The sequence below is a fragment of the Mesorhizobium sp. P2_B11 genome (assembly GCF_056404855.1).
Genome location: NZ_JBFUDF010000004.1, coordinates 376,154 through 396,728 on the forward strand (window position 1 = coordinate 376,154; position 20,575 = coordinate 396,728).

Genomic DNA, 20,575 nt, shown 5'->3' on the forward strand with positions numbered 1-20,575 from the left:
AAATTCCTTGTTAGTGAAGCTTCGCCGATAGACGCTGCACGGCTGGCGCCAGGATGGCGTCAAAGATGGCCGGGTTGCCATAGGCACGCGCCGACAGCATCGCGCCATGGACGGTGGCCATGAAGGTCTCGGCCTCCAGTTCGGCAGAGCCGGCGAATTTAAGCACCCCCTGTTCGGCGCCTCGCTGCATGACCTTGGTCAACCAGGACGACAGAAACCTGAAATAGGCCCGCACCTCGACGGCAATCTCGGGCGGCAGTGCCGGAAGTTCGCTGGCAAGCAGTGCGCAGACGCAAAACGGCATGCTCGCATCTTCAATGCATTTCGCCCAGAAACCGGCATAGGTTCGAAGCGATGCGAGCGGATCGAGAACTTTGCTTTCCAGATCCGTCATGCTGGCCTCGGTACGCTCGCGATGCTGCACAACGACAGCGCGAACGAGATCGACCTTGCCGGGGAAATGATGGTGGATGCTCGCCTTGCGAATTCCCACCTCGCCGGCGATATCGGCGTAGCTGAATCCGTTGTAGCCGCCGGCCACAATGAAGTTTCGCGCGGATGCCAGTATCTGGTCGGAGGTCGTTGCAAGGTTGCTCATGTCGCTTACCTACCTACTAGTAGGACGATTGTCAATCCTAGATTTCCACAAGCCGTGCGAGGCTTCTCCAAACGGCTCGACAAATCTCAAAAACGGCTCGACAACCGTACGAGCCAACCGCAACATCGGTTCGCAAAAAGGGGGCGAGGCATGGACACTGAGAATGCAGGTTTGGCGGTCGAGCAAGCCAGGCTCAACAGCATGCTCACCCGGGGCATCGTCTATTCCATTGTCTGGCTTGCCGGTTTCGGATCTTCCTATGCCCTTTACCAAGGATTGCGGGCGCGACGGATGCTGAAGCTGAACCCCATGCTTCAGGGCAATGGCCGCGCCTGGTGGTGCATCCTTGCAGGGGGACTTGGGGTCGCGGCGCTATGTGCAGTCGTTGGCGTCGGCATTTCAACGCCGTGACACAGCCATAGGTCAACCGCGACACCGCCTGTATCGCCTGCAATGAAGAGCCCGCCGGCCAAGCCAGCGGGCGCCATACCCGGCTAGAACCAGCGCCGATCCCGCTCCTGGCTTTGCCCGAGTAGCAGGCCGATCAACAGCCCGGCAATGCCGCCAAGCACGAAAGCGCTGCTGATGGTGCCGGGATTCTGCTGAACGGTGTCGGACACCGTCTGCGCCTGCGACTTGAGCTGTTGCGCTGCCCGTGCCGCGCGCTCTGTGGCGCTGCCATACCAGGCGCCGGCCTCTTCGACGGCATCGTCGGCGCGCTCGGCAAGTGTGCGGTTGATCTTGCTGATCTCGCGCTTGAGCGATGCAACCTGCTTCTCCAAGGCCTCCTGGGCCTCGCGGGCGGAAATCTTCGGGGTGTCGTTGTCGGCCATGGGCTATTCCTTTCGTTGAGGTACGGGGAACGGCTTACGGACAAGGATGGTTCCGAACGCTTGTGCGTACAGCCGCGCACGGCCTTCTCATCCGGCCTCGGCTCGCCGGTCAGCTTCTTCGCAATGCTGCGGAACCACAAGGAGTCTGCCGTGTTGTAGGATTCAGAGCCAAGCGAGAGGATACCGCACGTGCTAAGCACCGTTCGAACGATGATCGGCCAGACCCGCGACGCAATCGGTTTTGCGAAGCGCACGCCCGCCCAGACCGACAGCGATACGCCCGTCTCCAGGGAAGTCGCTACCCTCGCCGCCATCCGGCTCACCGACATGGCCGGCCTTGGCCCATCGTTAGCCGACAGCTGACGGAACAGCCCTTCAGCCCGCCTCAGGTCGGGACATGTGAGGACGACAGGCCGAGACCATTCCGCTGCAGGATCATGGCCAGTTCGTTGAGTTTGTTGTTCACTCGTCCTTCCAGATCACCCGCCTCTCCCACCTGATCTCGATCAGGCGCCGGAAGCGGATCGTCACCAGTTCCTGCCCAACCGGATGAAACAGCTCCGCGCCCATCGATTCCTTGCGGCCGCATTTCTCACAGCGCAGCTTGGCGCGCAGCTGGTCTACGGTGACGTTTCCGACAACCTCTCGAAGCTCCAGCGGTTTGTAGAAGCGCTTGATGTTGCAATAGCCGCACCGGACGCGCGCCACCTGCCCGGCATCGTGCGCATGCAGCAAGGTCCATTGCGCGCCTTTCGGCCATTTCTCGGGTTGTTCCGGCATATCCTGACATGAGGAACATATTCCTACCTCGTCAAGAGGGCTTTAAGTCCGATATCCTGTTTTGCTCGCTGTTCACAACAGGCATCCAGCGCAGCGGACAGGCCGCTGTTTCCCGAACAACAGGGTTGCCGGCCCGCCAACTTTTGATGTTGAAAAACGCCTCGGACGAGCGTTATAAAAATAGACGTTTCCCATTGCTCATTCAGGAGATTTGCGATGGATAACGTCCAGAGCAACACAGTCGATCAACCCGCCGTCGAGGTGGTCGAGGCGTGCGGAGAATGGTTCGTCCGCGTGGTCGAAGACGGCAAGGCAACCACGACATCGTTCGAACTCGAAGCCTTCGCGCTGACCTTCGCCGAGGGCCAGCGAATACGACTGAGGTTGGAGACGATCACGCGGGTTTAGCGTTGGCGCGCCTGGGCGCGCTGAAGCCTTCAGCTTCTGACAGCAGGCGGCCAGTCTTTGAAGACGGTGGTCGAAATGTGCAGCGTAAACAGCTTGCGCCGCTGCCCGTCGCTGACTTCCATGCGCCATTCCCGATCGCGTTCGAATGCCCCGTCCAGATCGCGCAATATGTGCCCGGTGGTCTGCGTTGCCTGCTCCCAGGCAGCGTCGACATCGACCAATACGACGCCGTCATCGTCGCGCAGCAGCGGTCCGTATCCGGTGTCGAAAAAGTATCTGGGCATCGGTCTGCCTCGAGGTTTGCCTTCGCAACCCGGATGGGTTGGTCTTGCCATAAGACACCGAATCGCCCCTCGCGCATTCACATGCATTAAGGCCAGATGAATTAAGGTGGCGCAAAAGGCTTCAGCCGCCGACAGCTGCTTTCGCCCGCAAATGCAGGTAGTTCGGGTTCCATCCGGCTTCCTGTTCGAGCCCCTTGGCATTCAGCACCGTCAGCTGATCACCTTCGAGGCTGATCAGCGATTTGCGCCGAAGCGACTGCAGGACGCGGTTCATATGCACCGGCGTCACACCCATCGTGTCGGCCAGTTCGACCTGCGTGAGCGGCAGCGTGTACCGGTCGTCGGAGACAAGGCCAACCGAGCGCAGCCGCGCCAGCAATTCGCACAGCAGATGCGCAATTCTTGGCTCGGCCTGTCTTTGACCGATATTGACCAGCCATTCGCGCAACGTCCCCTCGTCGACCATCGTGCTCATCAGCATGGCCCTGGCGATGGCCGGGCGGTCAAGCAGCTGCTGGATGGCCGAGCGGCTGACGTCCACCACCTGGCATTCGGCCAGCGTGCCGACGGAGTGATCCATGTGATCGAGCAGATAGACGTGCAGGTCGCAGAGATCACCGGGCACAAGGTAGGCCATGATCTGGCGCCGGCCGTCCTGCAAGATCTTGTAGCGGCAGGCAAAGCCGCGCAGCACCAAATGCACATCGCCCGGCTTGTCGCCTTCGGAGATCAGATCGACATAGGGCTGGACTGTGCGGGTCTTGCCCACCACCGCGTCGAGGAGCGCGAGATCGGCTTGGTCGAGGTGGCCGAAATTGAGAAGCTTTCGACTGAGAAAGTTGACGCTCATTATCCAACCTGCGGTGAATTCCCCTGCAGATTTAAGGCCAGTTCCGGGATTGGCCTTAACATATGATAAGACGCGGCTGGCCAAAAGCCGTCACACGGCCTATCTCTGTAAGGTGGTCGTCGAAGCGGGAATGACTTCCCCAACAGCGCACGATGCCCTCCCCAGCGCGGGATCGGCCGGTGGATCGGTTTCTTCGCAAACCGAGGATTGTTCGTGCCACGATTTTACTTCGACGTTCAGCGGGACGCGGTCCCCGAACCCGACCTGATAGGCACCGAACTCACCAGCGACGCCCTCGTTCCGCAACTGGCGCTGGGATTGGCGCTGGAGATTGCGAGGGAAGCCCTGCCGCAACTGATGACCATTGTCGTCTCGGTGCGGGGCGCCGGACCCCTGCAACTTTATCAGGCAACACTCAGCCTCGTCGGTAAATGGGACGCCTAGCGTTAACATAGGTTGCGGCAGACAATCCGAAGAACGGCATAATCCTCCCACGCGCTCGATCTTGGACGCGCGCGTACGCCTTCGCGGGAGGGCAGCCCTTATGGTATTCGGCGTATGGAACAGAGATGAGCTTGCGCTTTGCAGGCAAGTCTTCCGGCATTGGTCCGGAACCAACGGCATCATCGAAACATTGCCGCGCGAGGATCTGGCGTGGGAAATCCTGCAGGCGCACAACGCCGGCGCAACCACCTACGCCAAGCTGGTCGCGGCGATTACCACGAGGACGGGCGAGGCCTGGTATTTCAACGCGATCGACAGCGGACCGCCCATTGACCGCGAAGCACCCGTTGAATTCTAGAGGCTGTGATGAAATCCGAGAACGCCGTCGACATGCCCTACGACACAGAGGGCTTCGCTGAAAAACATGGCATCACGAGGCGTGCAGCCGAGATCGTTCTGATTTCCAACGGGCCATCGAAAGTCGCCTGTGATGCCGCGGCCCGTGCTTTCAAGGAAGCAGTGTCGATGCTGAGCAGGTCTTTGCAACGCGACTAACAAACGGCTGTCCGGGGGATGTGCCATGGCTGATCACTACGCATCGAATAGCGGCGTAGCATATCCGGATGACCTCACGCTGCTGAAAAGGGTGTACGACCGCATCTGCGCCGAGCGGGGCCTGCCTCACGGTTGTCCCGAGGCTGCCGAATTGGCTGCAATGGCGATGGATCTTTTTGGCCGCGGGATTTTTGAGGAAGAAGCGCTCTACGGCGAGCTTAGCCGAATCTGAGCAATTGGTCTGATCTTGGGGCGAATCCTTGGAACGCTCTCTGCGCCCAAGGGTTGTTCTCGCAAGAGAGGACACGCATGTGCCGAACCCATTGAACCATGTCGAAACATTGCGGGCGGTGTCCGACCTGCTCCACCGCGCCCGCCTTGCCATTCGCGACGGGGGGCATGCCGTCGTGATGTTCGAAATCGACACGCTGCTGCAGGTCGCCCAGACCGAGGTTGCGCGCAGCCTCGAACGCAGCGATCGCTGAAGCTCGACAGTATCTCGCGGGGACAAGAGCGGGCTTTCTTCGTCAGCGGCAGGAACCTGTGTCAGGCGGGGGAGTTGACCCTAGTACCCCCCATCACAAGAAGGACGAACAACAATGGCACCCACAAAGGCATCCAAAGGTCTCAGCGATCTCTTTCACGACACGCTGAAGGACATCTATTTCGCCGAAAAGAAGATCCTGGCGACACTGCCGAAAATGGCCAAGGCAGCGCAGAGCCCCAAATTGAAGGCGGCGTTCGAAAAGCACCGCGGCCAGACCGAAGAGCATGTTGCCCGGCTGGAGAAGGTGTTCGCCGTCATCGGCAAGAAGCCGGTCGGCAAAACCTGCGCGGCGATCATGGGCATCACCGAGGAAGGCGCCGAGATCATGGACGAATACAAGGGCGCTGCAGCGCTCGACGCCGGCCTGCTGGCGGCAGCACAGGCCGTCGAGCATTACGAGATTTCGCGCTACGGCACCTTGCGCACCTGGGCCGCGGAGCTCGGCTACAACGATGCGGTCAACCTGCTCGAGCTGACGCTGAGCGAGGAAAAGGAAACCGATGCGGCCCTGACCGAACTCGCCGAGTCGACCGTCAACATCGCAGCGGAAGCAGCGTAGCGTTACCGACAGCGCTTCCCGGCTGCACGCTCCTGAAGCCTCGATGCTCGCGCATCGGGGCTTCATCATGATGGGTAGGAGAATCATCTCGCCTTAAACGTCCGCGCGGCGGAACAAAGCTCTCCGGTACTTGTTAGCCCCTCAGCACAATGTGTGCCTAACGAGGATCCTATTTATGAAAAATCGTATGCTTCTGGCTCTGGCCACGGCCACGGCCATCACCTTCGCTCTGCCCGCTTTCGCCGCCGACAGCGCGCAGGATTTCGTCGACAAGGCCGCCGCCGGCGGCATGTTCGAAGTCGACTCCAGCAAGATCGCCGAGGACAAGGCGCAGGACCAGGCCGTCAAGGATTTCGCGCAGAAGATGATCGACGATCATGGCGCGGCCAACGCCAAGCTTCAGACCATCGCCGGCGAACAGAAGCTGACGGTGCCCAAGGAACTGGACGCCAGGCACAAGGCTGATCTCGACTCGCTGCAGAACGCGAAGGACGCCGTCGACAAGCCGTATGTGCAGCTGCAGCGCGATGCGCATTCGGAAGCGGTCACCCTGTTCGAGAGCTATGCCAAGGACGGCGACAACGCGCAGCTTAAAACCTTCGCATCGGAGACTTTGCCGACGCTCAAGATGCATCAGGAGATGATCGAGAAGATCGCCGCCACCGGCACTTCCACCACCGGCGAGGCAGCCCCCGCCACTAGTTCGACCACCCCTGCCGTGACCACGACCGACACCGCCAATCCGTCAGCTCCCGTTCCCGGTGCCAACTCCTTCACCGAGGACCAGGCCAAGGACCGCATCAAGGATGCCGGCTACTCCGACGTGTCGAAGCTGACCAAGGACGAGCAGGGCATCTGGCGCGGCCAGGCGACCAAGGACGGCAAGAACACGACCGTCGCGCTCGACTACCAGGGCAACATAGTTGCCGGCACCAACTGAACCGACTGAAACCAGATCAAGGAGATCAAGACCATGAAAACCGTAACCGGACTTTTCGACAATTACGATGACGCTTCCGACGCCGTCGGCGAACTGGAGGCCAGCGGCGTTCCGCATGCCAACATCAGCATCGTCGCCAACAACGCGAACGATTGGTACGACGACGGCGACACGTCGAAGGCAGCTGAAGATGCAACCGGCGGTGCCGGTGTGGGCGCCGTCATCGGCGGCGCCGGTGGCCTGCTGACCGGGCTCGGCCTCATGGCCATCCCAGGTGTCGGCCCTGTCGTGGCCGCCGGCTGGCTGGCGGCCACCGCGGTCGGCGCCGTGGGCGGCGCGGTCGTCGGCGGTGCTGCCGGCGGCATCGTCGGGGCGCTGACCGATTCCGGCGTCTCGGAACGGGATGCACATGTCTATGCCGAGGGCGTTCGCCGCGGCGGCACGATGGTGACCGCCAAGGTCGACGACGATCAGGCCGGTGAAGCCGAGCGCATTCTCGGGCAGACCAATTCGGTCAATCTGGAAGACCGCCGCGGCACCTACGAGGCCGGTGGCTGGACCGGTTTCGATCCCAAGGCCGACCCTTACACCGACATCGAGGTGGAACGCGACAGGACGCGCAACGCCAGCCCGCTCTGATCACCGATGCCCCGTCGCCGAAAGGCGGCGGGGCTTCGCCGTATCGACCACCCAGGAATGCGTCCACTCGCTACCCCAAGGAACCCGTCCATGTCCAAGTCTCCAAGCCGCGTCAGCAACCGGGCTGTCATCCACGATCAGAAGCTTGTTCGAGGCGAAGGGGGCGAGTTGCATCAGATTGCCGAGGGCGACGTCCCTGTGCTGACCACCGCCCAGGGCGGTCCGGTCTCAGATGACCAGAACTCCCTGAAGATCGGCGCCCGCGGACCGACCGTTCTTGAAGACTTCCATTTCCGCGAGAAGATTTTCCATTTCGACCACGAGCGCATCCCCGAGCGCGTCGTGCATGCACGCGGCTACGGCGCGCACGGCTATTTCGAAACCTACGAGTCGCTCGCCAAATACACACGTGCCGACATCTTCCAGCGCGCCGGCGAAAAGACGCCGGCCTTCGTGCGCTTCTCCACCGTCGCCGGCAACAAGGGCTCGGCAGACCTGGCGCGCGACGTGCGCGGCTTCGCCGTCAAGCTCTACACCCAGGAAGGCAATTGGGACATTGTCGGCAACAACATCCCGGTGTTCTTCATCCAGGACGCGATCAAGTTTCCCGACCTCGTCCACTCCGTCAAAGAGGAACCGGATCGCGGCTTCCCGCAGGCGCAATCGGCGCATGACAATTTCTGGGATTTCATCTCGCTGACGCCCGAATCCATGCACATGATCATGTGGGTGATGTCGGACCGCGCGATCCCACGCTCCTTGCGCTTCATGGAAGGCTTCGGCGTCCATACTTTCCGCATGCTCAACGCCAGGGATGAATCGACCTTCGTCAAATTCCACTGGAAGCCGAAGCTCGGCCTGCAGTCGGTGGCCTGGAACGAGGCGGTCAAGATCAACGGTGCCGATCCCGATTTCCATCGCCGCGATCTCTGGGACTCGATCAAGGCCGGCGCTTTCCCGGAGTGGGAGTTGCAGCTGCAACTGTTCGACCAGGACTTCGCCGACAGTTTCGATTTCGACGTGCTCGACGCCACCAAGCTGATTCCCGAAGAAATCCTGCCGCCGATCCCGGTCGGCCGCTTGGTGCTCGACCGCATGCCCGACAATTTTTTCGCCGAGACCGAACAGGTCGCGTTCATGACCCAGAACGTTCCGCCCGGCATCGACTTCTCCAACGACCCGCTGCTGCAGGGGCGGAATTTTTCCTATCTCGACACGCAGATAAAGCGGCTGGGCAGCACCAATTTTACCCACATCCCGATTAACGCGCCGAAATGCCCGTTCCACAATTTCCAGCAGGACGGCCATATGGCCATGCGCAACCCAACCGGCCGGGTGAACTACCAGCCAAACTCGTTCGGCGAAGGCCCGCGGGAATCGCCGCAGCGCGGCTTCCGCTCGTTTGCCGAAGCCGAGCAGGGTCCCAAACAACGCATCCGCGCCGAGAGCTTCGCCGACCATTACAGCCAGGCGCGGCAGTTCTACATCAGCCAGACGCCGCCCGAGCAGGGCCATATCGCAGCCGCACTGACCTTCGAGCTCAGCAAGGTGCAGACCCCTGTCATTCGCGAGCGCATGGTCTCCCACCTTCTCAACATCGATGAAGGGCTGGCGGGCAAGGTCGGCGACGGGCTTGGCCTGAAGGCAATGCCGAAGCCGGCCGATGCCGCCATTGCCACAAGGCAGGACCTAGCTGCTTCACCGTCGCTCAGCATCATCACCAACGGCCCCAACCGTTTCGAGGGCCGCAAGCTCGGCATAGTGGTGACCGACGGCACCGATGCTGCACTGCTCAAGGCGCTCACCGCTGCATTGACCAAGAGCGGTGCGGTGTTCGAAATCATCGCTCCCAAGGTCGGCGGCGCGAAGGCCAGCGACGGCAGCATCATCGAGGCGCAGCAGATGATCGGCGGCGGCCCGTCGGTGCTCTACGACGCGGTCGCCTTGCTGCCATCAAAGGCGGCGATGGCCGGTCTGATCAAGGAAGCCACGGCGCGCGATTTCGTCGCCGATGCTTTCGCCCACTGCAAGTTCATCGGTTATGTCGAGGCCGCACTGCCGCTGCTCGACAAGGCTGGGGTTGCCGACAGCCTGGACGAGGGCTGCGTTGCGCTTTCCGGGCCCAAGGATGTCGCCGGCTTTGTGTCGGCCCTCGGCGCGCTGCGCCTGTGGGCGCGCGAGCCGAAGGTGAAGATGGCATAGCCACGCCTCATCCGAAGTAACACAGGCAAGGAGTTCGACATGAACGATGACAGCGACCGGACGAAGGTCACGGGCAAGGCGTTGCGGGTCAATGACAACAGCGCGGGCGAGCGCGACGAGACGTCCTTGCCGGTGCCGACGAAGCCGCGCACCGATGCCGGACCGAACAAGGTGGAGGGAAATGCTCTGCGGGTGAACGACAACAGTGTCGAGGCTGAAGAGCCCCGCCCGTCGCCGGCCCCTACCCGAAAGCAATGAGTGCGGCGGCGAGCCTAGAGCTCGCCTGCCGCCAACGCTAGCGCATCAGCCCTGCCGCCAACGCTAGCGCATCAGCCCTGCTGCGCGCAGCGCATCCTCGATGACCTTGGTAATTCCGCCGGCTGTTCCGCGCGCCTCGGCAGGTTCCGGCGTGGGATCGACACGGACCGCGCGCGGTTTTTCCTTCGGCGCAAAGGCCTGCAATGCGGCGCCTGAAGCGGTCTCGGTTTTTGCCTTATGTTGAACGTCCGGCCTGGTCAGCTCCCAGAAGCGGGCGATGTGGCGCGTCGAGGAAATCCCGACATCCAGCATGAATGGCCCTGCTCTGCCGAGGCCATCGTCGCCGCCCGTCTTCAGTGGCGTGCCATGGCCCATGCCTGCAACGGTGTATGTCTCCACGACGTCGCGTCCATTGCTGTCGGACCAGACTTTTCGCGTCTGACCGTCGACCTTTTCGGTGCGTGTCGGCCTCTCACTGACGCCGTGCACGCCTTGCCATTGCGCCAGCACCGCATCCGCATTGGAAGGCACGACGGTGGTGTCGGCCAAGCCCTGCCAGATCGAAATCCGCGGCCATGGACCCTTGTGCGGCGAAGCCTGCCGCAACAGACGCTGCAGGTCGGTCCTGGACGGGCCGCCATGGCCCCGCATGCGGTCAAAAGCTTCGGGGATGGTCGAGGCACTGCCATAGGCAAGTCCGGCAATGATCGCCCCACCGGCAAACACCTCCGGATAGGCCGCCAGCATCACCGCCGCCATGGCGCCGCCGGCGGACAGGCCGGTGACGAAGATCCGCTTGCGGTCGAGACCATGCGTGACGACAGCCGCCTCGATCATCTGGCGGATGGACGCCGCCTCGCCGCTGTCGCGGCTGATATCGCCCGGCACAAACCAGTTGAAGCACAGATTGGCGTTGTTGGCGCGCTGCTGCTCGGGAAACAGCACGGCAAAGCCCTGCTCGGCGGCGAGCACGCTCCAGCCTGAGCCATGATCGTAACCGGCGGCAGTCTGGGTACAGCCATGCAGCACGACCACCAGCGGCGCCTGTTTTGGCAGAGTCTCCGGAAGATAAAGCCGCGCCCGCAGGGCACCGGGGTTGGATCCGAACCCCGTCATCTCGGACAGGTGGTCGTCCTTGTGTTGCCCTGCACCAATGGGTCGGCCACGCATCGCGCTGAGGCGAGCGATCGTATCGGATATATTTCGCAAATCGATATCCTTGCGCGCCGGAATGGCAGTCGTGCACAACGCACTTGCAGCAATATCGTTGCTGCACTGCACAATAACAAGCTGCGCGGCGGATTAATGGCCCCGACGAGGTCATACGATCCGCTGCGCAGCTTGTAACCGACGAGCGCATTTGGGCCCGGCTGACCGCGCCAGGGGTCAGCAGGTCGAGGGCTATCACATATGAGTTTTTACGAAGGGGACCCCCACCCTAGCCCTCCCCACAAGGGGGAGGGAACGCTGCCGCGCCCTATCCATCAGCGCTGAAACCTCGGGAGTTATTGAGATCAGCGCCAGCGGGAGTCTCCCTCCCCCTTGTGGGGAGGGATTAAGGGTGGGGGTACGTGCCCCACAAGCATCTGAGATTGATGCGATAACCCTGCCCCTTGTGTGAAGGGTTGGTTGCGGGTGTTACCAGCGCTGATGCACGTAGGGCTTGATGTCCTGGTCGTAGATCGCCTTCACCTTGGCCATCAGCGCATCCGACAGCGGCGCAAGCTCGGCCGCTTCGGCATTGGAAACCGCCTGCGCCGGGTTGCGGGCGCCGGGGATGACCACCGTCACCGCATCGAACATCAGGATCCAGCGCAGCGCGAATTTCGCCATCGTCGTGTCGCCCGACACCAGCGGCCGGACCTTCTCGACCGCGGCCAGGCCGACCTCATAGGGCACGCCCGAAAAGGTCTCGCCGACATCGAAGGCTTCGCCATTGCGGTTGAACAGGCGATGGTCGGTGCTTTCGAACTTGGTGTCCGCCTTGAACTTTCCCGACAGCAGGCCGCTGGCCAGCGGCACGCGGGCGATGATGGCGACATCGTTCTTCTTTGCCTGATCGAAGAACAGCTCGGCCGGGCGCTGGCGGAAGGCGTTGAAGATGATCTGCACTGAGACGACGCCGGGATATTGCATCGCCTTCAGCGCCTCTTCGACGCGCTCGACGCTGACGCCGTAATTGCGGATCTTGCCCTGCTGGGTCAGCTTGTCGAGACGCTCGAACACTTCCGGGTGATAGTAGAGATCGGTCGGCGGGCAATGCAGCTGCACCAGGTCGAGCGTATCGGTCTCGAGGTATTTCAGGCTGCGGTCGATCCAGCCGGTCAGGTTCTCGAGGCTGTAGCCCTCGACGCTCTGCTTCGGCAGACGACGTCCGGCCTTGGTGGCGATGAACGGGCGCGCGCCGCCGCGTTCCTTCATCACCCGTGCGATCAGCTTTTCCGAGCGGCCGTCGCCATAGACATCGGCGGTGTCGAGGAAGGTGACGCCGGCATCGAGCGCGGCGTGCAAGGCGGCGATGGCATCGTCGTCATTGACCTCGCCCCAGGCGGCGCCGATCGCCCAGGCGCCGAAGCCGATCTCGCTGACATTGCGGCCGGTCCGGCCAAATTTCCGTGAATGCATCTCGCTGTTCCTGACTGCGGCTTCGCCGGCAATGCCGGTTCCATGATTCTGATTTCGGGAAGCCTCATATCGCATGGCAACGCGATTGACATCCCCTTCCGTAAGATTTACCAGATAACAGGGTTGTATGACAACCCGGTAAGACTGCAATGATTTGGAGTCGGGAGGATCTCAAATTGAAAACCGTATTTAAACTGGCCGCCTCGGCGGCCTTGTGCCTTGGCGCGTTCGCCCATCCGGCGCTCGCCGAAGACAACATCGTCAAGATCGGCGTCGTCGCCGCCGAGTCGGGCTCGTTCGTCTCAGCCGGCCACACGCTGCCGGCGGGCGTCGGCCTTGCCGTCAAGCAGATCAACGACGCCGGCGGCTTCAAGGTCGGCGGCAAGACCTACAAGCTCGAAATGGTCAAGCGCGACGACCGCACCGATATCGCCACGGCAATCGCTGCCACCCAGGAGCTGGTCCGCGACATGAAGGTGCAGGCGATCTTCGGATCCGAAACGCATGACTTTACGCTGGCAATGGCCAAGATCACCCAGCCGGCCAAGATCATCCATTTCGCCGGCAATTCGACGCTGGCGAAAATCCTGACGCCGGACTCGGTCAAGCCAGGCGGCGAGGACCACTATCTCTTCCAGTCCGAACCGCAGGAATTTCAGCGCTCCGGCTCGACCGCGCGCGGCGTGCTCTCTTTGCTCGAACCGCTGCTCGGCTTCAAGCCGAAGAAATCGGTGATGATCGTCGGCAATGACGCCACCGGCCAGTTCCTGTCATCCTACTATTTCAAGGCGCTGAAGGCCGAGGGCCAGGACGTCCCCGACATTATCTTCTACCCGCCTGACACCACCGACTTCTCGCCCTTCCTGACGCGGGCGAAGAGCCTCAATCCTGACATCATCCACTTCTGGTACAATGGCGATTCAACGCTGACCGCGCTGCCGCAGGCGCTGGAACTCGGCGCCGCCAAGAGCTACTTCCTGTTCGGCGTCGACCCCGGCATCTGGAAGGAAAAGCAGCTTTCGGCCGATGTGCCGGTGGCGATGAGCTGCGTTCCCGTGTGCTGGGGCGAGTCCTCCAACCCGAAGGCGAAAACCTACTTCGACGCCTATTTCGCCGCCGGCGCGCCGCATGGCGTGACCTCGTCAGTGTCGTTGCTCTACCACGACTATGTCCACTTCCTGGTCGAGGCCTGGCAGAAGGCCGACAGCTTCGATCCGGACAAGACGGTCGAGGCGCTGCTCAGCCTCCACCACCAGGGCGTGGTCTCGGATGATTTGACCTTCAACCCGACGCACCAGGTCACCCACGCGACGGAAGTCTGCGCGGCAGCCCCGGGCGGTAACATCTCCTGCGCCATGCAGCAGCCGCCGGCCGAAGCGCCGAAGAGCTGAGGCATCATCCCCGGGCTGGCGGCCTTATCAGCCGCCAGCTTCTCTTTTTCTGAACTGCAGACAGGTTTCGATTGCCGTGGATATTTTCATCCAGCAAATCCTCAACGGCCTTTCCATCGCCAGCGTCATCACGCTCATCGCCATTGGCGTGACGCTGATCTTCGGCCTGACCGGCATCATCAATTTCGCCCATGGCGAGTTCCTGATGGTGGGCGGCATCGTCACCTGGCTTGCCGTCAGCGCCGGCCTCGGCTTCCCCTTGGCGGTGGTGCTGGCAATCCTCGCGGTCGGGCTGATGGGCTATGTGCTGGAGCGCGGCCTGTTCCGCTTCACGCTGGAACGGCCGACCAACGGCTTCATCGTCTCACTCGGCCTCATCGTCGTCCTGCAGCATGTCGTCGTGCTGTTCTGGAACCCCAACCAGAAGAGCATCCCGCGCCCGCTCACCACCGTCTGGGAAGTCGGCGGCGTGCGCATCGCGTCCGTACGCGTCATGGTCATCCTCATCACCATCGCCGTCGTGGCGCTGAGCTTCCGCATGATCACCGCCAGCCGCTACGGCCGCGCGCTGCGGGCCAGCGTCGAGGACCGCGACACCGCCGCCTTGATGGGCATTCCGGTGCGCCGCTACATCACCGGCGTCTTCGTGCTCGGCAGCGCTCTGGCCGGCCTCGGCGGCGCGTTGCTGATCGCGCTGTTCCCCATCACCCCCTTCACCGGCGGCACCATGGTGATGAAAGGCTTTGCCGTCGCGCTGATCGGCGGCCTCGGCAACATCTATGGCGCCGTTGCCGCCGGCCTCATCCTCGGCGTCGTCGAAGGCTTCAGCGCCGGCTACGGCTTCTCGCAATGGACCGACGCCTACTCCTTCGCTTTGATGATCCTGGTGCTGATCGTGCGCCCGCATGGCCTGTTCGGCGGCACCAGCGGACCGAGGATGGCATCATGAGCATCGCCCCGAAGGCGTTGCGCTCGCTGCTTCCGGTGCTGGTCATCCTGGCGCTGATCGCGCTGGTGCCGCTCGCCTCGCCGTCGAACCGCTTCCTGTCGCTGGCGATCTCGGCCGGCATCAATGTCATTGCACTCTACGGCCTGTCGGTGCTGTTCGGCCAGACCGGCATCTTGTCGATGGGTCATGCCGCCCTGGTCGGCGTCGGCGCCTATGCGGCGGCGATCCTGGCGCGGGATTTTGGCGTCGGCTTTTGGGCAGCATTGCCCGTGGCGGCGATCGCCAGCGCCGTCTTCGCCATGATCGTCGGCATCCCGTCGCTGCGCGTTGGCGGCCATCACTTCGTCATCATGACCTTCGCCTTCGGCCAGCTGCTCGCCATCGTGCTCACCAATGGCGGCGACTATACCGGTGCCGCGACCGGGCTTGACCTGACCGACCACGTCACCCTCTTCGGCGCCGATATGACTGACCTTACCCGCTACTATTTGATGGTGGTCGCGTTCGTCACAGCAGCGGCCGTCGCAAGCTGGGCGATCATCCATTCCTCCTATGGCCGCACATTGCGCGCCATCCGCGAGAACGAAAAGCTCGCGGCCTCGCTCGGCATCAATGTCGGCCGCCACAAGATCGGCGCCTTCGTCGTCAGCGGCGTCTTTGCCGGCATCTCCGGCGTGCTGCTCGCCTATTTCCTCGGCCACATCTCGCCCTCGCAATTTTCTTCTTTCCCCAGCATCTACCTCGCGCTGATGGTCATGATCGGCGGCGCCCGCCTTATCGAGGGACCGCTCGCCGGTGGCATCCTCGTCGCCTTCCTGCCGGAGGTTCTCAACCTCGATCCGGTGCAGTCGCGCATCGTCTATGGCGTCTGCCTGATCGCGGTGATCATGCTTCTGCCCGACGGCCTCATTGGCGGCGTCGTGCGGGTGCTGCGCGGCCTGTTCGCGAACAAGCCGAAGCCGGAGACGGCGGAGCGCGAGACCGCCCCTTCGGAGGCGCGCCAATGAGCCCGATCCTGGCCATCAGCGGTCTCTCAAAACAATTCGGCGGCGTCACCGCGCTGGCCGGCGTCGACCTTGCCATCGAGGAGGGCGAAATCCTCGGCGTCGTCGGCCCGAACGGCTCCGGCAAGACGACCCTGTTCAACGTCGTCACCGGCGTCCACAAACCGAGCGGCGGCACGGTGCTGTTTCGCGGCCAGGACATCACCGGCCTCGCCCCGCATGCCATATCGCGCACCGGCATCGGCTACACGTTTCAGCAGGCCATGGCCTTTGCCGGCCTCGGCGTGTTGGAAAATGTCCAGATCGCCGGCGAGCACGCGCGGGCTTCCAGCGGCGCCAGCCCGTGGCCGACGCCGCAGGCGCTGCTCGACTTTGTCGGCTTGAGCGCGCTGGCCCAGGAAAAAGCCGGCGTGCTGCCCTTCGGCAGCTTGCGCCTGCTCGGGCTGGCATTGGCATTGGCCTCGCGCCCGTCGCTGCTTCTGCTCGACGAACCCGCCGCCGGCCTCAACGACCGCGAAACCTCGGCCCTTGTCGGCCTCGTGCGCCAGCTTCCCGGCCACGGCATCACCGTCTGTGTCATCGACCATGACATGAAGCTGATGCAGATGCTGTGCCGGCGCCTTGCCGTGCTCGATTTCGGCTCCAAGATCGCCGACGGCCCGACCGAGGCCGTGCTGGCCGACCCCAAGGTGCTCGACGTCTATCTCGGAGGCGAGCTATGAGCCTGCTGGCCGTCTCCGAAGTGATCACCGGCTATGGCCCGACCATCGTCAATCGCGGCGTCTCGCTGACCTTGGCCGAAGGCGAGATCGTCACCATCCTCGGCCCCAATGGCGCCGGCAAGTCGACGCTGCTCAAGGCCATCGCCGGCCTGATCAAACCACGCGCCGGCAGCATCGCCTTCGACGGCGCCGAGGTCACCGGGCTTGCCGCCGATGTCATGGCCAGGCGTGGCGTCGTGCTGGTGCCGGAAGGGCGAAAAATCTTCGTCGACATGACGGTGGAGGAAAACCTGCGCCTCGGCGCCTATGCCCGCCGCGACGAGGCCGCCGTCGAGGCCGATTTCGAAACCATGTTATCCTTCTTCCCGATCCTCGCCACCAAGCGCCGCGACCGGGGCGGCTCGCTGAGCGGCGGCCAACAGCAGATGCTGGCCATTGCGCGCGGGCTGATGACGCGGCCGCGCGTGCTGTTGCTGGACGAGCCGTCGCTCGGCCTGTCGCCGCTGCTGGTCAAGGAGATCAAGGCGATCATTCTGGGCATTGGCGAACGCTTCGGCGCCTCTGTGCTGCTGGTCGAGCAGAATGCCGGCCTGGCGCTCGCCGTGGCGTCGCGCGGCTATCTCATGCAGAACGGCAGGATCGTCGTCTCAGGTCCGATTGCTGAACTGCGCGACATGTCGCTGATGCGCGAACTCTATCTCGGCGGAGTCGCCGGATGAGCAAGCCGTTAGTCGTGAGCAGCCCCTTATTCGTGAACAGCCTTGTCGCGCAAATCCTCGAAGCGGGCATAGCTCTTGGTCAAATGGCTGCGCATGGCGCGCCGCGCCGCATTGACGTCCCTCGCCTCGATGGCCCCGAGAATGGCGCGATGTTCTCGCTGCATGCGGTCGAGATATTTTTCCCGCTCGGCCTCGGTCATCCGGTCGAGCCGCGTCCACTGGCGCGGGATCATGGCGCTGCCGAACGTGTCGAACAGCCGGGTGAAATTCGCATTCTGCGTCGCCGCGAGAATGGCGCGGTGGAAACCAAAGTCCTCTTCCGAGCCGGAGCCGCCGGCGCGCACCGCCGCCTCCAGCGCGTCGAGCTTCGCACTCATTTGCGAGAGCGCCGCATCGGTCCGCCGCTCGGCGGCAAGGCCGGTCGCTTCCACCTCGATGCCCATGCGCAGCTCCAGCACACGCAGCACCTCGTCGATCGATTCGAGATCGTCGGGCAGGACGGAAAAGGTCTTCGGCAGCGGATCCTTGGCGACGAACGCGCCGAGCCCCTGGCGCGTGGTGATCAGCCCGCGGGCACGCAGCGCCGCAAGCGCCTCGCGCACCACGGTGCGGCTGACGCCCGTCGCGGCGACGATCTCCTGTTCGGTTGGCAACCGCTGGCCCGGCGCCAGGTCGCCGGATTCGATCTGCGCGATCAGCGTGTTGACGAGCCCGGTCCGCAGATTGGGCGCCTGCGGTATGGCATCGAAAGTCATGGGGTCCGCCATCGAGGGCACTCCGGTTCGATTCTTGTTCAAAGGATTGCATCGACGGATGCGCACCGCAAGGTGACCAATGGTTAGCTCGCCGGCGCGGGCCACAAGGAGGATTGCATGAAAGAACGCATCGGCTTCATCGGCCTGGGCAGCATGGGCGCCGGCATGGCCGACAATCTGCTCAGCAAAGGCTGGCCGCTGACGGTGCATGTGCACCGCAGCCGCACTGCAGCCGATCGGCTGATCGCTGCCGGCGCCACGGAAGCCGCAACCCCAGGCGCGCTCGCCGCCGCCTGCGACATCGTCATTCTCTGCGTCACCGGCTCGCGCGAGGTCGAAGCGCTGGTCAAGGGCGCGGACGGGCTGGCTGCAGCCGCGGACGGACATGCCGCCGCGGGGAAGCCGCTGCTGATCATCGACTGTTCGACCTCCAACCCCTCCTCGACGACAGCGCTTGCCGCCGACCTCGCCCAGCAAGGCATAGTGCTGATCGACGCGCCGCTGGCGCGCACGCCCAAGGAAGCTGCCGAAGGCAAGCTCGACGTCATGGTCGGCGGCCCGGCCGAGATCGTCGCCCGCGCCCGGCCGGTGCTCGAAGCCTTTGCCGCGCGCGTCGTCCACACCGGCCCGACCGGCAGCGGCCACACCATGAAGCTGCTCAACAATTTCGTCTCGATGGGCTATTCCGCCATCTACTCGGAAGCGCTCAGCCTCGGCGCCAAGGCGGGGCTGACGCCGCAGGTCTTCAACAGCGTCATTTCAGGCAGCCGCATGGATTGCGGCTTCTACCAGGCCTTCTTCGATTTCGTCCTCAACCGCAACGAAAACGCCCAGCGCTTCGCCATCGCCAATGCGCTGAAAGACATGACCTACCTCGCCTCCTTCGCCCAGGCCGCCGGCATCGCCAACCCCATCGGCGCGGCGGTGCGCAATGGATTTGCGACGGCGGTCACGACGGGTCATGGCGAGAAATTCGTGCCGGCGCTGTCGGATATTGTGGCGGGGTTGAACGGGGTGTCGCTGGTGGCGGCGGCGGAGTAACCCAAAGCAGTCGGACAATTTCTGAGACGTTTGCCCGGCACGTACCCCCACCCCTAACCCCTCCCCACAAGGGGGAGGGAGACTGGCGTAGGCGCTGACCTCGCCTAACTGCCTACGTTTCGACGACGAGTAAGGGATAGTGCGCGGCAGCGTCCCCTCCCCCTTGTGGGTGTTTGGACCGGGGACATCGCGAACAGGTGTGCGAGGACATCGCGAACAGTTTTGCATGCTATCGAGCCAGAGTGTTGAGGTCGATTGTTTCTATTTTCTGATGTCTGAACCATGCGTCGAAGACGCCGTCTGTGGCGGTAGGCCTGAAGGCGACGGACTTTCCCGCGAAGGCTTTGCACACGTGGGTTTTGCGACCGAGGATCGAGACGAAGCCTTGCTGCTCGACACGGCRGATGAGATCGTCCTTGGCGTATTCGAACGGCTCGACCGTTTCGCGATACTGACGCGGCGAGACCTGATAGCGATCGAGCGGCACGCCGCCGGTAAGCGCATCGTGGGGACGCTGGGCGTTGTAGACGTGGCGCCACTGGTCGAATGCGTCCTGGGCCTCGGCGAGATCTTCGAAGGGTGGTCCCTGCAGGGTCTCGGCCTTGAGCGAACGATGGAAGCGCTCGTCCTTGCCGAGGGTCTGGGGATGACAGGGCCTGGAGTGGCTGACCAGGATGCCGGTTTCGATCAGCCAGACCGTGAGCAGCGTGAAGTCGTTGCGGCCGCCATCGCCCCAGGGCGGGCCATTGTCGGTGGCGATACGCCACGGCAGGCCATAGCGGCGGAAGGCGGTGATCAGCCGGGCTTTTACGGTCTCGGTGGTCTGGTCGGCGCAAGCCGACAGCGCGACCGAGAAGCGCGAATGATCATCGAGCACGGTGAGCGGATGCAATCGGCCGGCCCGCAAGGCGACGTGACCCTTGAAATCCATCTGCCACAGATCGTTGGGAGCGGCATGCTCGAAGCGGATGAACGGTTTTGCCCCGCCGCCCAGCCCTCCCAGCGCGATGCCGTTGCGGCGCAGGATGCCGGTGACCGTGGAGGCTGCCGGCGTGCCGATACCCTCACGGGSAAGCACACGCGCGATCTTGCGTCCGCCCCAGGCAGGATGCGCCACACGCAACGAAAGGGTGGCCGCTTCCACCTCCGGCGCACTGCGTGCCGGGCTCGACCGCGGCCGCCGCGACTGCTCGACCAGGCCAGCCTCGCCATCGACCCGATAGCGCGAAAGCAGCTTGTGACCACAGGTCCGGCCAATGCCAAAACGCCGGCACAACGCACTCACATTCGCTCCCGGCGCCASCGCCAGACGAACAAACTCTTCCTTCTGTCTCATCGCGCTTCTGTCCTCGAATGGCATCCCGAACCTCCTCGCGCAAAAAGCGCAAAACTGTTCGCGATGTCCTCGCACACCTGTTCGCGATGTCCCCGGTCCAAACAGTGGGGAGGGTTAGGGTGGGGGTCCTTCTTCG

28 protein-coding genes are annotated in these 20,575 nt (G+C 63.2%); 19 read left to right on the top strand and 9 right to left on the bottom strand.

The features are described 5' to 3' along the window. Positions 1 to 10 precede the first annotated feature (10 nt). Positions 11 to 598, bottom strand: coding sequence for a TetR/AcrR family transcriptional regulator (locus AC1DYJ_RS15400; protein ID WP_477285992.1), 588 nt, complete (start codon positions 596 to 598; stop codon positions 11 to 13). 150 nt (positions 599 to 748) lie between these two features. Between AC1DYJ_RS15400 and AC1DYJ_RS15405 the strand changes: the two genes are divergently transcribed. After that, on the top strand, positions 749 to 1,009 hold the full coding sequence (locus AC1DYJ_RS15405) for a hypothetical protein (RefSeq protein WP_477285990.1): 261 nt from the start codon (positions 749 to 751) through the stop codon (positions 1,007 to 1,009). Positions 1,010 to 1,092: 83 nt separating this feature from the next. Here the strand turns inward: AC1DYJ_RS15405 and AC1DYJ_RS15410 are convergent, their stop codons facing one another. Further along, positions 1,093 to 1,431: a hypothetical protein gene (locus AC1DYJ_RS15410; protein ID WP_477285988.1), complete on the bottom strand. Its 339-nt coding sequence runs from the start codon at positions 1,429 to 1,431 to the stop codon at positions 1,093 to 1,095. A 189-nt stretch (positions 1,432 to 1,620) separates the two neighbouring features. Here AC1DYJ_RS15410 and AC1DYJ_RS15415 point away from each other — a divergent pair, with 189 nt between their 5' ends. Beyond that, positions 1,621 to 1,794 (top strand): hypothetical protein, encoded by a 174-nt coding sequence (locus tag AC1DYJ_RS15415; RefSeq protein WP_477285987.1) that lies wholly within the window; start codon positions 1,621 to 1,623, stop codon positions 1,792 to 1,794. Between the two features lie 99 nt (positions 1,795 to 1,893). Here AC1DYJ_RS15415 and AC1DYJ_RS15420 read toward each other — a convergent pair whose 3' ends face one another. After that, positions 1,894 to 2,211 carry a hypothetical protein gene (locus AC1DYJ_RS15420; protein WP_477285985.1) on the bottom strand — a complete coding sequence of 106 codons (318 nt, stop codon included), beginning with the start codon at positions 2,209 to 2,211 and terminating at the stop codon, positions 1,894 to 1,896. Positions 2,212 to 2,427: 216 nt separating this feature from the next. Between AC1DYJ_RS15420 and AC1DYJ_RS15425 the strand changes: the two genes are divergently transcribed. Next, positions 2,428 to 2,619, top strand: a complete 192-nt coding sequence (locus tag AC1DYJ_RS15425) for a hypothetical protein (protein WP_477285983.1) — start codon at positions 2,428 to 2,430, stop codon at positions 2,617 to 2,619. 29 nt (positions 2,620 to 2,648) lie between these two features. Here AC1DYJ_RS15425 and AC1DYJ_RS15430 read toward each other — a convergent pair whose 3' ends face one another. Both AC1DYJ_RS15430 and AC1DYJ_RS15435 read right to left on the bottom strand, forming a co-directional pair. Then, entirely contained in the window at positions 2,649 to 2,903 is a 255-nt protein-coding gene (locus tag AC1DYJ_RS15430; protein WP_477285981.1) for a DUF6894 family protein, read from the bottom strand. Between the two features lie 121 nt (positions 2,904 to 3,024). Continuing rightward, positions 3,025 to 3,753, bottom strand: coding sequence for a Crp/Fnr family transcriptional regulator (locus AC1DYJ_RS15435; RefSeq protein WP_477285979.1), 729 nt, complete (start codon positions 3,751 to 3,753; stop codon positions 3,025 to 3,027). Positions 3,754 to 3,966: 213 nt separating this feature from the next. On the opposite strand from AC1DYJ_RS15435, the gene AC1DYJ_RS15440 reads away from it, so the two are divergent. From AC1DYJ_RS15440 to AC1DYJ_RS15485, 10 genes are all read left to right on the top strand, one after another. Beyond that, a complete protein-coding gene (locus tag AC1DYJ_RS15440) occupies positions 3,967 to 4,197 on the top strand; it encodes a DUF6894 family protein (RefSeq protein ID WP_477285977.1) in 231 nt (76 codons plus the stop codon). A gap of 100 nt (positions 4,198 to 4,297) precedes the next feature. Further along, on the top strand, positions 4,298 to 4,555 hold the full coding sequence (locus AC1DYJ_RS15445; protein ID WP_477285975.1) for a hypothetical protein: 258 nt from the start codon (positions 4,298 to 4,300) through the stop codon (positions 4,553 to 4,555). An 8-nt stretch (positions 4,556 to 4,563) separates the two neighbouring features. Next, on the top strand, positions 4,564 to 4,752 hold the full coding sequence (locus AC1DYJ_RS15450) for a hypothetical protein (protein WP_477285974.1): 189 nt from the start codon (positions 4,564 to 4,566) through the stop codon (positions 4,750 to 4,752). Positions 4,753 to 4,777: 25 nt separating this feature from the next. Beyond that, positions 4,778 to 4,984: a hypothetical protein gene (locus AC1DYJ_RS15455; protein ID WP_477285972.1), complete on the top strand. Its 207-nt coding sequence runs from the start codon at positions 4,778 to 4,780 to the stop codon at positions 4,982 to 4,984. Between the two features lie 79 nt (positions 4,985 to 5,063). After that, positions 5,064 to 5,237 (top strand): hypothetical protein, encoded by a 174-nt coding sequence (locus tag AC1DYJ_RS15460; protein WP_477285970.1) that lies wholly within the window; start codon positions 5,064 to 5,066, stop codon positions 5,235 to 5,237. A gap of 114 nt (positions 5,238 to 5,351) precedes the next feature. Continuing rightward, positions 5,352 to 5,858, top strand: coding sequence for a YciE/YciF ferroxidase family protein (locus AC1DYJ_RS15465; protein ID WP_477285968.1), 507 nt, complete (start codon positions 5,352 to 5,354; stop codon positions 5,856 to 5,858). A 175-nt stretch (positions 5,859 to 6,033) separates the two neighbouring features. Continuing rightward, the gene (locus AC1DYJ_RS15470; RefSeq protein ID WP_477285967.1) at positions 6,034 to 6,798 is read left to right on the top strand and encodes a DUF4142 domain-containing protein; all 765 of its coding nucleotides are present in this window, start codon (positions 6,034 to 6,036) and stop codon (positions 6,796 to 6,798) included. A 33-nt stretch (positions 6,799 to 6,831) separates the two neighbouring features. Further along, positions 6,832 to 7,437: a hypothetical protein gene (locus tag AC1DYJ_RS15475; RefSeq protein ID WP_477285965.1), complete on the top strand. Its 606-nt coding sequence runs from the start codon at positions 6,832 to 6,834 to the stop codon at positions 7,435 to 7,437. 90 nt (positions 7,438 to 7,527) lie between these two features. After that, positions 7,528 to 9,639, top strand: coding sequence for a catalase (gene katE, locus AC1DYJ_RS15480; protein ID WP_477285961.1), 2,112 nt, complete (start codon positions 7,528 to 7,530; stop codon positions 9,637 to 9,639). A gap of 39 nt (positions 9,640 to 9,678) precedes the next feature. Beyond that, entirely contained in the window at positions 9,679 to 9,897 is a 219-nt protein-coding gene (locus AC1DYJ_RS15485; protein WP_477285959.1) for a hypothetical protein, read from the top strand. A 63-nt stretch (positions 9,898 to 9,960) separates the two neighbouring features. Here the strand turns inward: AC1DYJ_RS15485 and AC1DYJ_RS15490 are convergent, their stop codons facing one another. Both AC1DYJ_RS15490 and AC1DYJ_RS15495 read right to left on the bottom strand, forming a co-directional pair. Further along, complete coding sequence (locus AC1DYJ_RS15490) at positions 9,961 to 11,106, bottom strand: extracellular catalytic domain type 1 short-chain-length polyhydroxyalkanoate depolymerase (protein ID WP_477285957.1); 1,146 nt, start codon at positions 11,104 to 11,106, stop codon at positions 9,961 to 9,963. 429 nt (positions 11,107 to 11,535) lie between these two features. Further along, on the bottom strand, positions 11,536 to 12,522 hold the full coding sequence (locus tag AC1DYJ_RS15495) for an aldo/keto reductase (protein ID WP_477285955.1): 987 nt from the start codon (positions 12,520 to 12,522) through the stop codon (positions 11,536 to 11,538). Between the two features lie 176 nt (positions 12,523 to 12,698). Between AC1DYJ_RS15495 and AC1DYJ_RS15500 the strand changes: the two genes are divergently transcribed. From AC1DYJ_RS15500 to AC1DYJ_RS15520, 5 genes are all read left to right on the top strand, one after another. Next, entirely contained in the window at positions 12,699 to 13,913 is a 1,215-nt protein-coding gene (locus AC1DYJ_RS15500) for an ABC transporter substrate-binding protein (protein ID WP_477285953.1), read from the top strand. Between the two features lie 76 nt (positions 13,914 to 13,989). Then, positions 13,990 to 14,862, top strand: coding sequence for a branched-chain amino acid ABC transporter permease (locus tag AC1DYJ_RS15505; RefSeq protein ID WP_477285951.1), 873 nt, complete (start codon positions 13,990 to 13,992; stop codon positions 14,860 to 14,862). Beyond that, positions 14,859 to 15,869, top strand: coding sequence for a branched-chain amino acid ABC transporter permease (locus tag AC1DYJ_RS15510; RefSeq protein ID WP_477285950.1), 1,011 nt, complete (start codon positions 14,859 to 14,861; stop codon positions 15,867 to 15,869). The genes AC1DYJ_RS15505 and AC1DYJ_RS15510 overlap by 4 nt, the downstream gene beginning before the upstream one ends. Continuing rightward, a complete protein-coding gene (locus AC1DYJ_RS15515) occupies positions 15,866 to 16,588 on the top strand; it encodes an ABC transporter ATP-binding protein (protein ID WP_477285948.1) in 723 nt (240 codons plus the stop codon). The genes AC1DYJ_RS15510 and AC1DYJ_RS15515 overlap by 4 nt, the downstream gene beginning before the upstream one ends. Then, positions 16,585 to 17,307: an ABC transporter ATP-binding protein gene (locus AC1DYJ_RS15520; protein WP_477285946.1), complete on the top strand. Its 723-nt coding sequence runs from the start codon at positions 16,585 to 16,587 to the stop codon at positions 17,305 to 17,307. The genes AC1DYJ_RS15515 and AC1DYJ_RS15520 overlap by 4 nt, the downstream gene beginning before the upstream one ends. Before the next feature lie 26 nt (positions 17,308 to 17,333). Here AC1DYJ_RS15520 and AC1DYJ_RS15525 read toward each other — a convergent pair whose 3' ends face one another. Next, entirely contained in the window at positions 17,334 to 18,074 is a 741-nt protein-coding gene (locus AC1DYJ_RS15525; RefSeq protein WP_477285944.1) for a FadR/GntR family transcriptional regulator, read from the bottom strand. Between the two features lie 105 nt (positions 18,075 to 18,179). Here AC1DYJ_RS15525 and AC1DYJ_RS15530 point away from each other — a divergent pair, with 105 nt between their 5' ends. Continuing rightward, a complete protein-coding gene (locus tag AC1DYJ_RS15530) occupies positions 18,180 to 19,103 on the top strand; it encodes an NAD(P)-dependent oxidoreductase (RefSeq protein WP_477285942.1) in 924 nt (307 codons plus the stop codon). A gap of 229 nt (positions 19,104 to 19,332) precedes the next feature. Here AC1DYJ_RS15530 and AC1DYJ_RS15535 read toward each other — a convergent pair whose 3' ends face one another. After that, positions 19,333 to 20,463, bottom strand: coding sequence for an IS481 family transposase (locus AC1DYJ_RS15535; protein ID WP_477426144.1), 1,131 nt, complete (start codon positions 20,461 to 20,463; stop codon positions 19,333 to 19,335). Positions 20,464 to 20,575 lie beyond the last annotated feature (112 nt).

Excerpts from the sequence above, each read along its gene's own strand:
- AC1DYJ_RS15400 (WP_477285992.1), bottom strand. The coding sequence starts at position 598 with ATGAGCAACCTTGCAACGACCTCCGACCAGATACTGGCATCCGCGCGA.
- AC1DYJ_RS15405 (WP_477285990.1), top strand. The coding sequence starts at position 749 with ATGGACACTGAGAATGCAGGTTTGGCGGTCGAGCAAGCCAGGCTCAAC.
- AC1DYJ_RS15410 (WP_477285988.1), bottom strand. The coding sequence starts at position 1,431 with ATGGCCGACAACGACACCCCGAAGATTTCCGCCCGCGAGGCCCAGGAG.
- AC1DYJ_RS15420 (WP_477285985.1), bottom strand. The coding sequence starts at position 2,211 with ATGCCGGAACAACCCGAGAAATGGCCGAAAGGCGCGCAATGGACCTTG.
- AC1DYJ_RS15425 (WP_477285983.1), top strand. The coding sequence starts at position 2,428 with ATGGATAACGTCCAGAGCAACACAGTCGATCAACCCGCCGTCGAGGTG.
- AC1DYJ_RS15430 (WP_477285981.1), bottom strand. The coding sequence starts at position 2,903 with ATGCCCAGATACTTTTTCGACACCGGATACGGACCGCTGCTGCGCGAC.
- AC1DYJ_RS15435 (WP_477285979.1), bottom strand. The coding sequence starts at position 3,753 with ATGAGCGTCAACTTTCTCAGTCGAAAGCTTCTCAATTTCGGCCACCTC.
- AC1DYJ_RS15445 (WP_477285975.1), top strand. The coding sequence starts at position 4,298 with ATGGTATTCGGCGTATGGAACAGAGATGAGCTTGCGCTTTGCAGGCAA.
- AC1DYJ_RS15450 (WP_477285974.1), top strand. The coding sequence starts at position 4,564 with ATGAAATCCGAGAACGCCGTCGACATGCCCTACGACACAGAGGGCTTC.
- AC1DYJ_RS15455 (WP_477285972.1), top strand. The coding sequence starts at position 4,778 with ATGGCTGATCACTACGCATCGAATAGCGGCGTAGCATATCCGGATGAC.
- AC1DYJ_RS15465 (WP_477285968.1), top strand. The coding sequence starts at position 5,352 with ATGGCACCCACAAAGGCATCCAAAGGTCTCAGCGATCTCTTTCACGAC.
- AC1DYJ_RS15470 (WP_477285967.1), top strand. The coding sequence starts at position 6,034 with ATGAAAAATCGTATGCTTCTGGCTCTGGCCACGGCCACGGCCATCACC.
- AC1DYJ_RS15475 (WP_477285965.1), top strand. The coding sequence starts at position 6,832 with ATGAAAACCGTAACCGGACTTTTCGACAATTACGATGACGCTTCCGAC.
- katE (WP_477285961.1), top strand. The coding sequence starts at position 7,528 with ATGTCCAAGTCTCCAAGCCGCGTCAGCAACCGGGCTGTCATCCACGAT.
- AC1DYJ_RS15485 (WP_477285959.1), top strand. The coding sequence starts at position 9,679 with ATGAACGATGACAGCGACCGGACGAAGGTCACGGGCAAGGCGTTGCGG.
- AC1DYJ_RS15495 (WP_477285955.1), bottom strand. The coding sequence starts at position 12,522 with ATGCATTCACGGAAATTTGGCCGGACCGGCCGCAATGTCAGCGAGATC.
- AC1DYJ_RS15510 (WP_477285950.1), top strand. The coding sequence starts at position 14,859 with ATGAGCATCGCCCCGAAGGCGTTGCGCTCGCTGCTTCCGGTGCTGGTC.
- AC1DYJ_RS15515 (WP_477285948.1), top strand. The coding sequence starts at position 15,866 with ATGAGCCCGATCCTGGCCATCAGCGGTCTCTCAAAACAATTCGGCGGC.
- AC1DYJ_RS15520 (WP_477285946.1), top strand. The coding sequence starts at position 16,585 with ATGAGCCTGCTGGCCGTCTCCGAAGTGATCACCGGCTATGGCCCGACC.
- AC1DYJ_RS15525 (WP_477285944.1), bottom strand. The coding sequence starts at position 18,074 with ATGGCGGACCCCATGACTTTCGATGCCATACCGCAGGCGCCCAATCTG.
- AC1DYJ_RS15530 (WP_477285942.1), top strand. The coding sequence starts at position 18,180 with ATGAAAGAACGCATCGGCTTCATCGGCCTGGGCAGCATGGGCGCCGGC.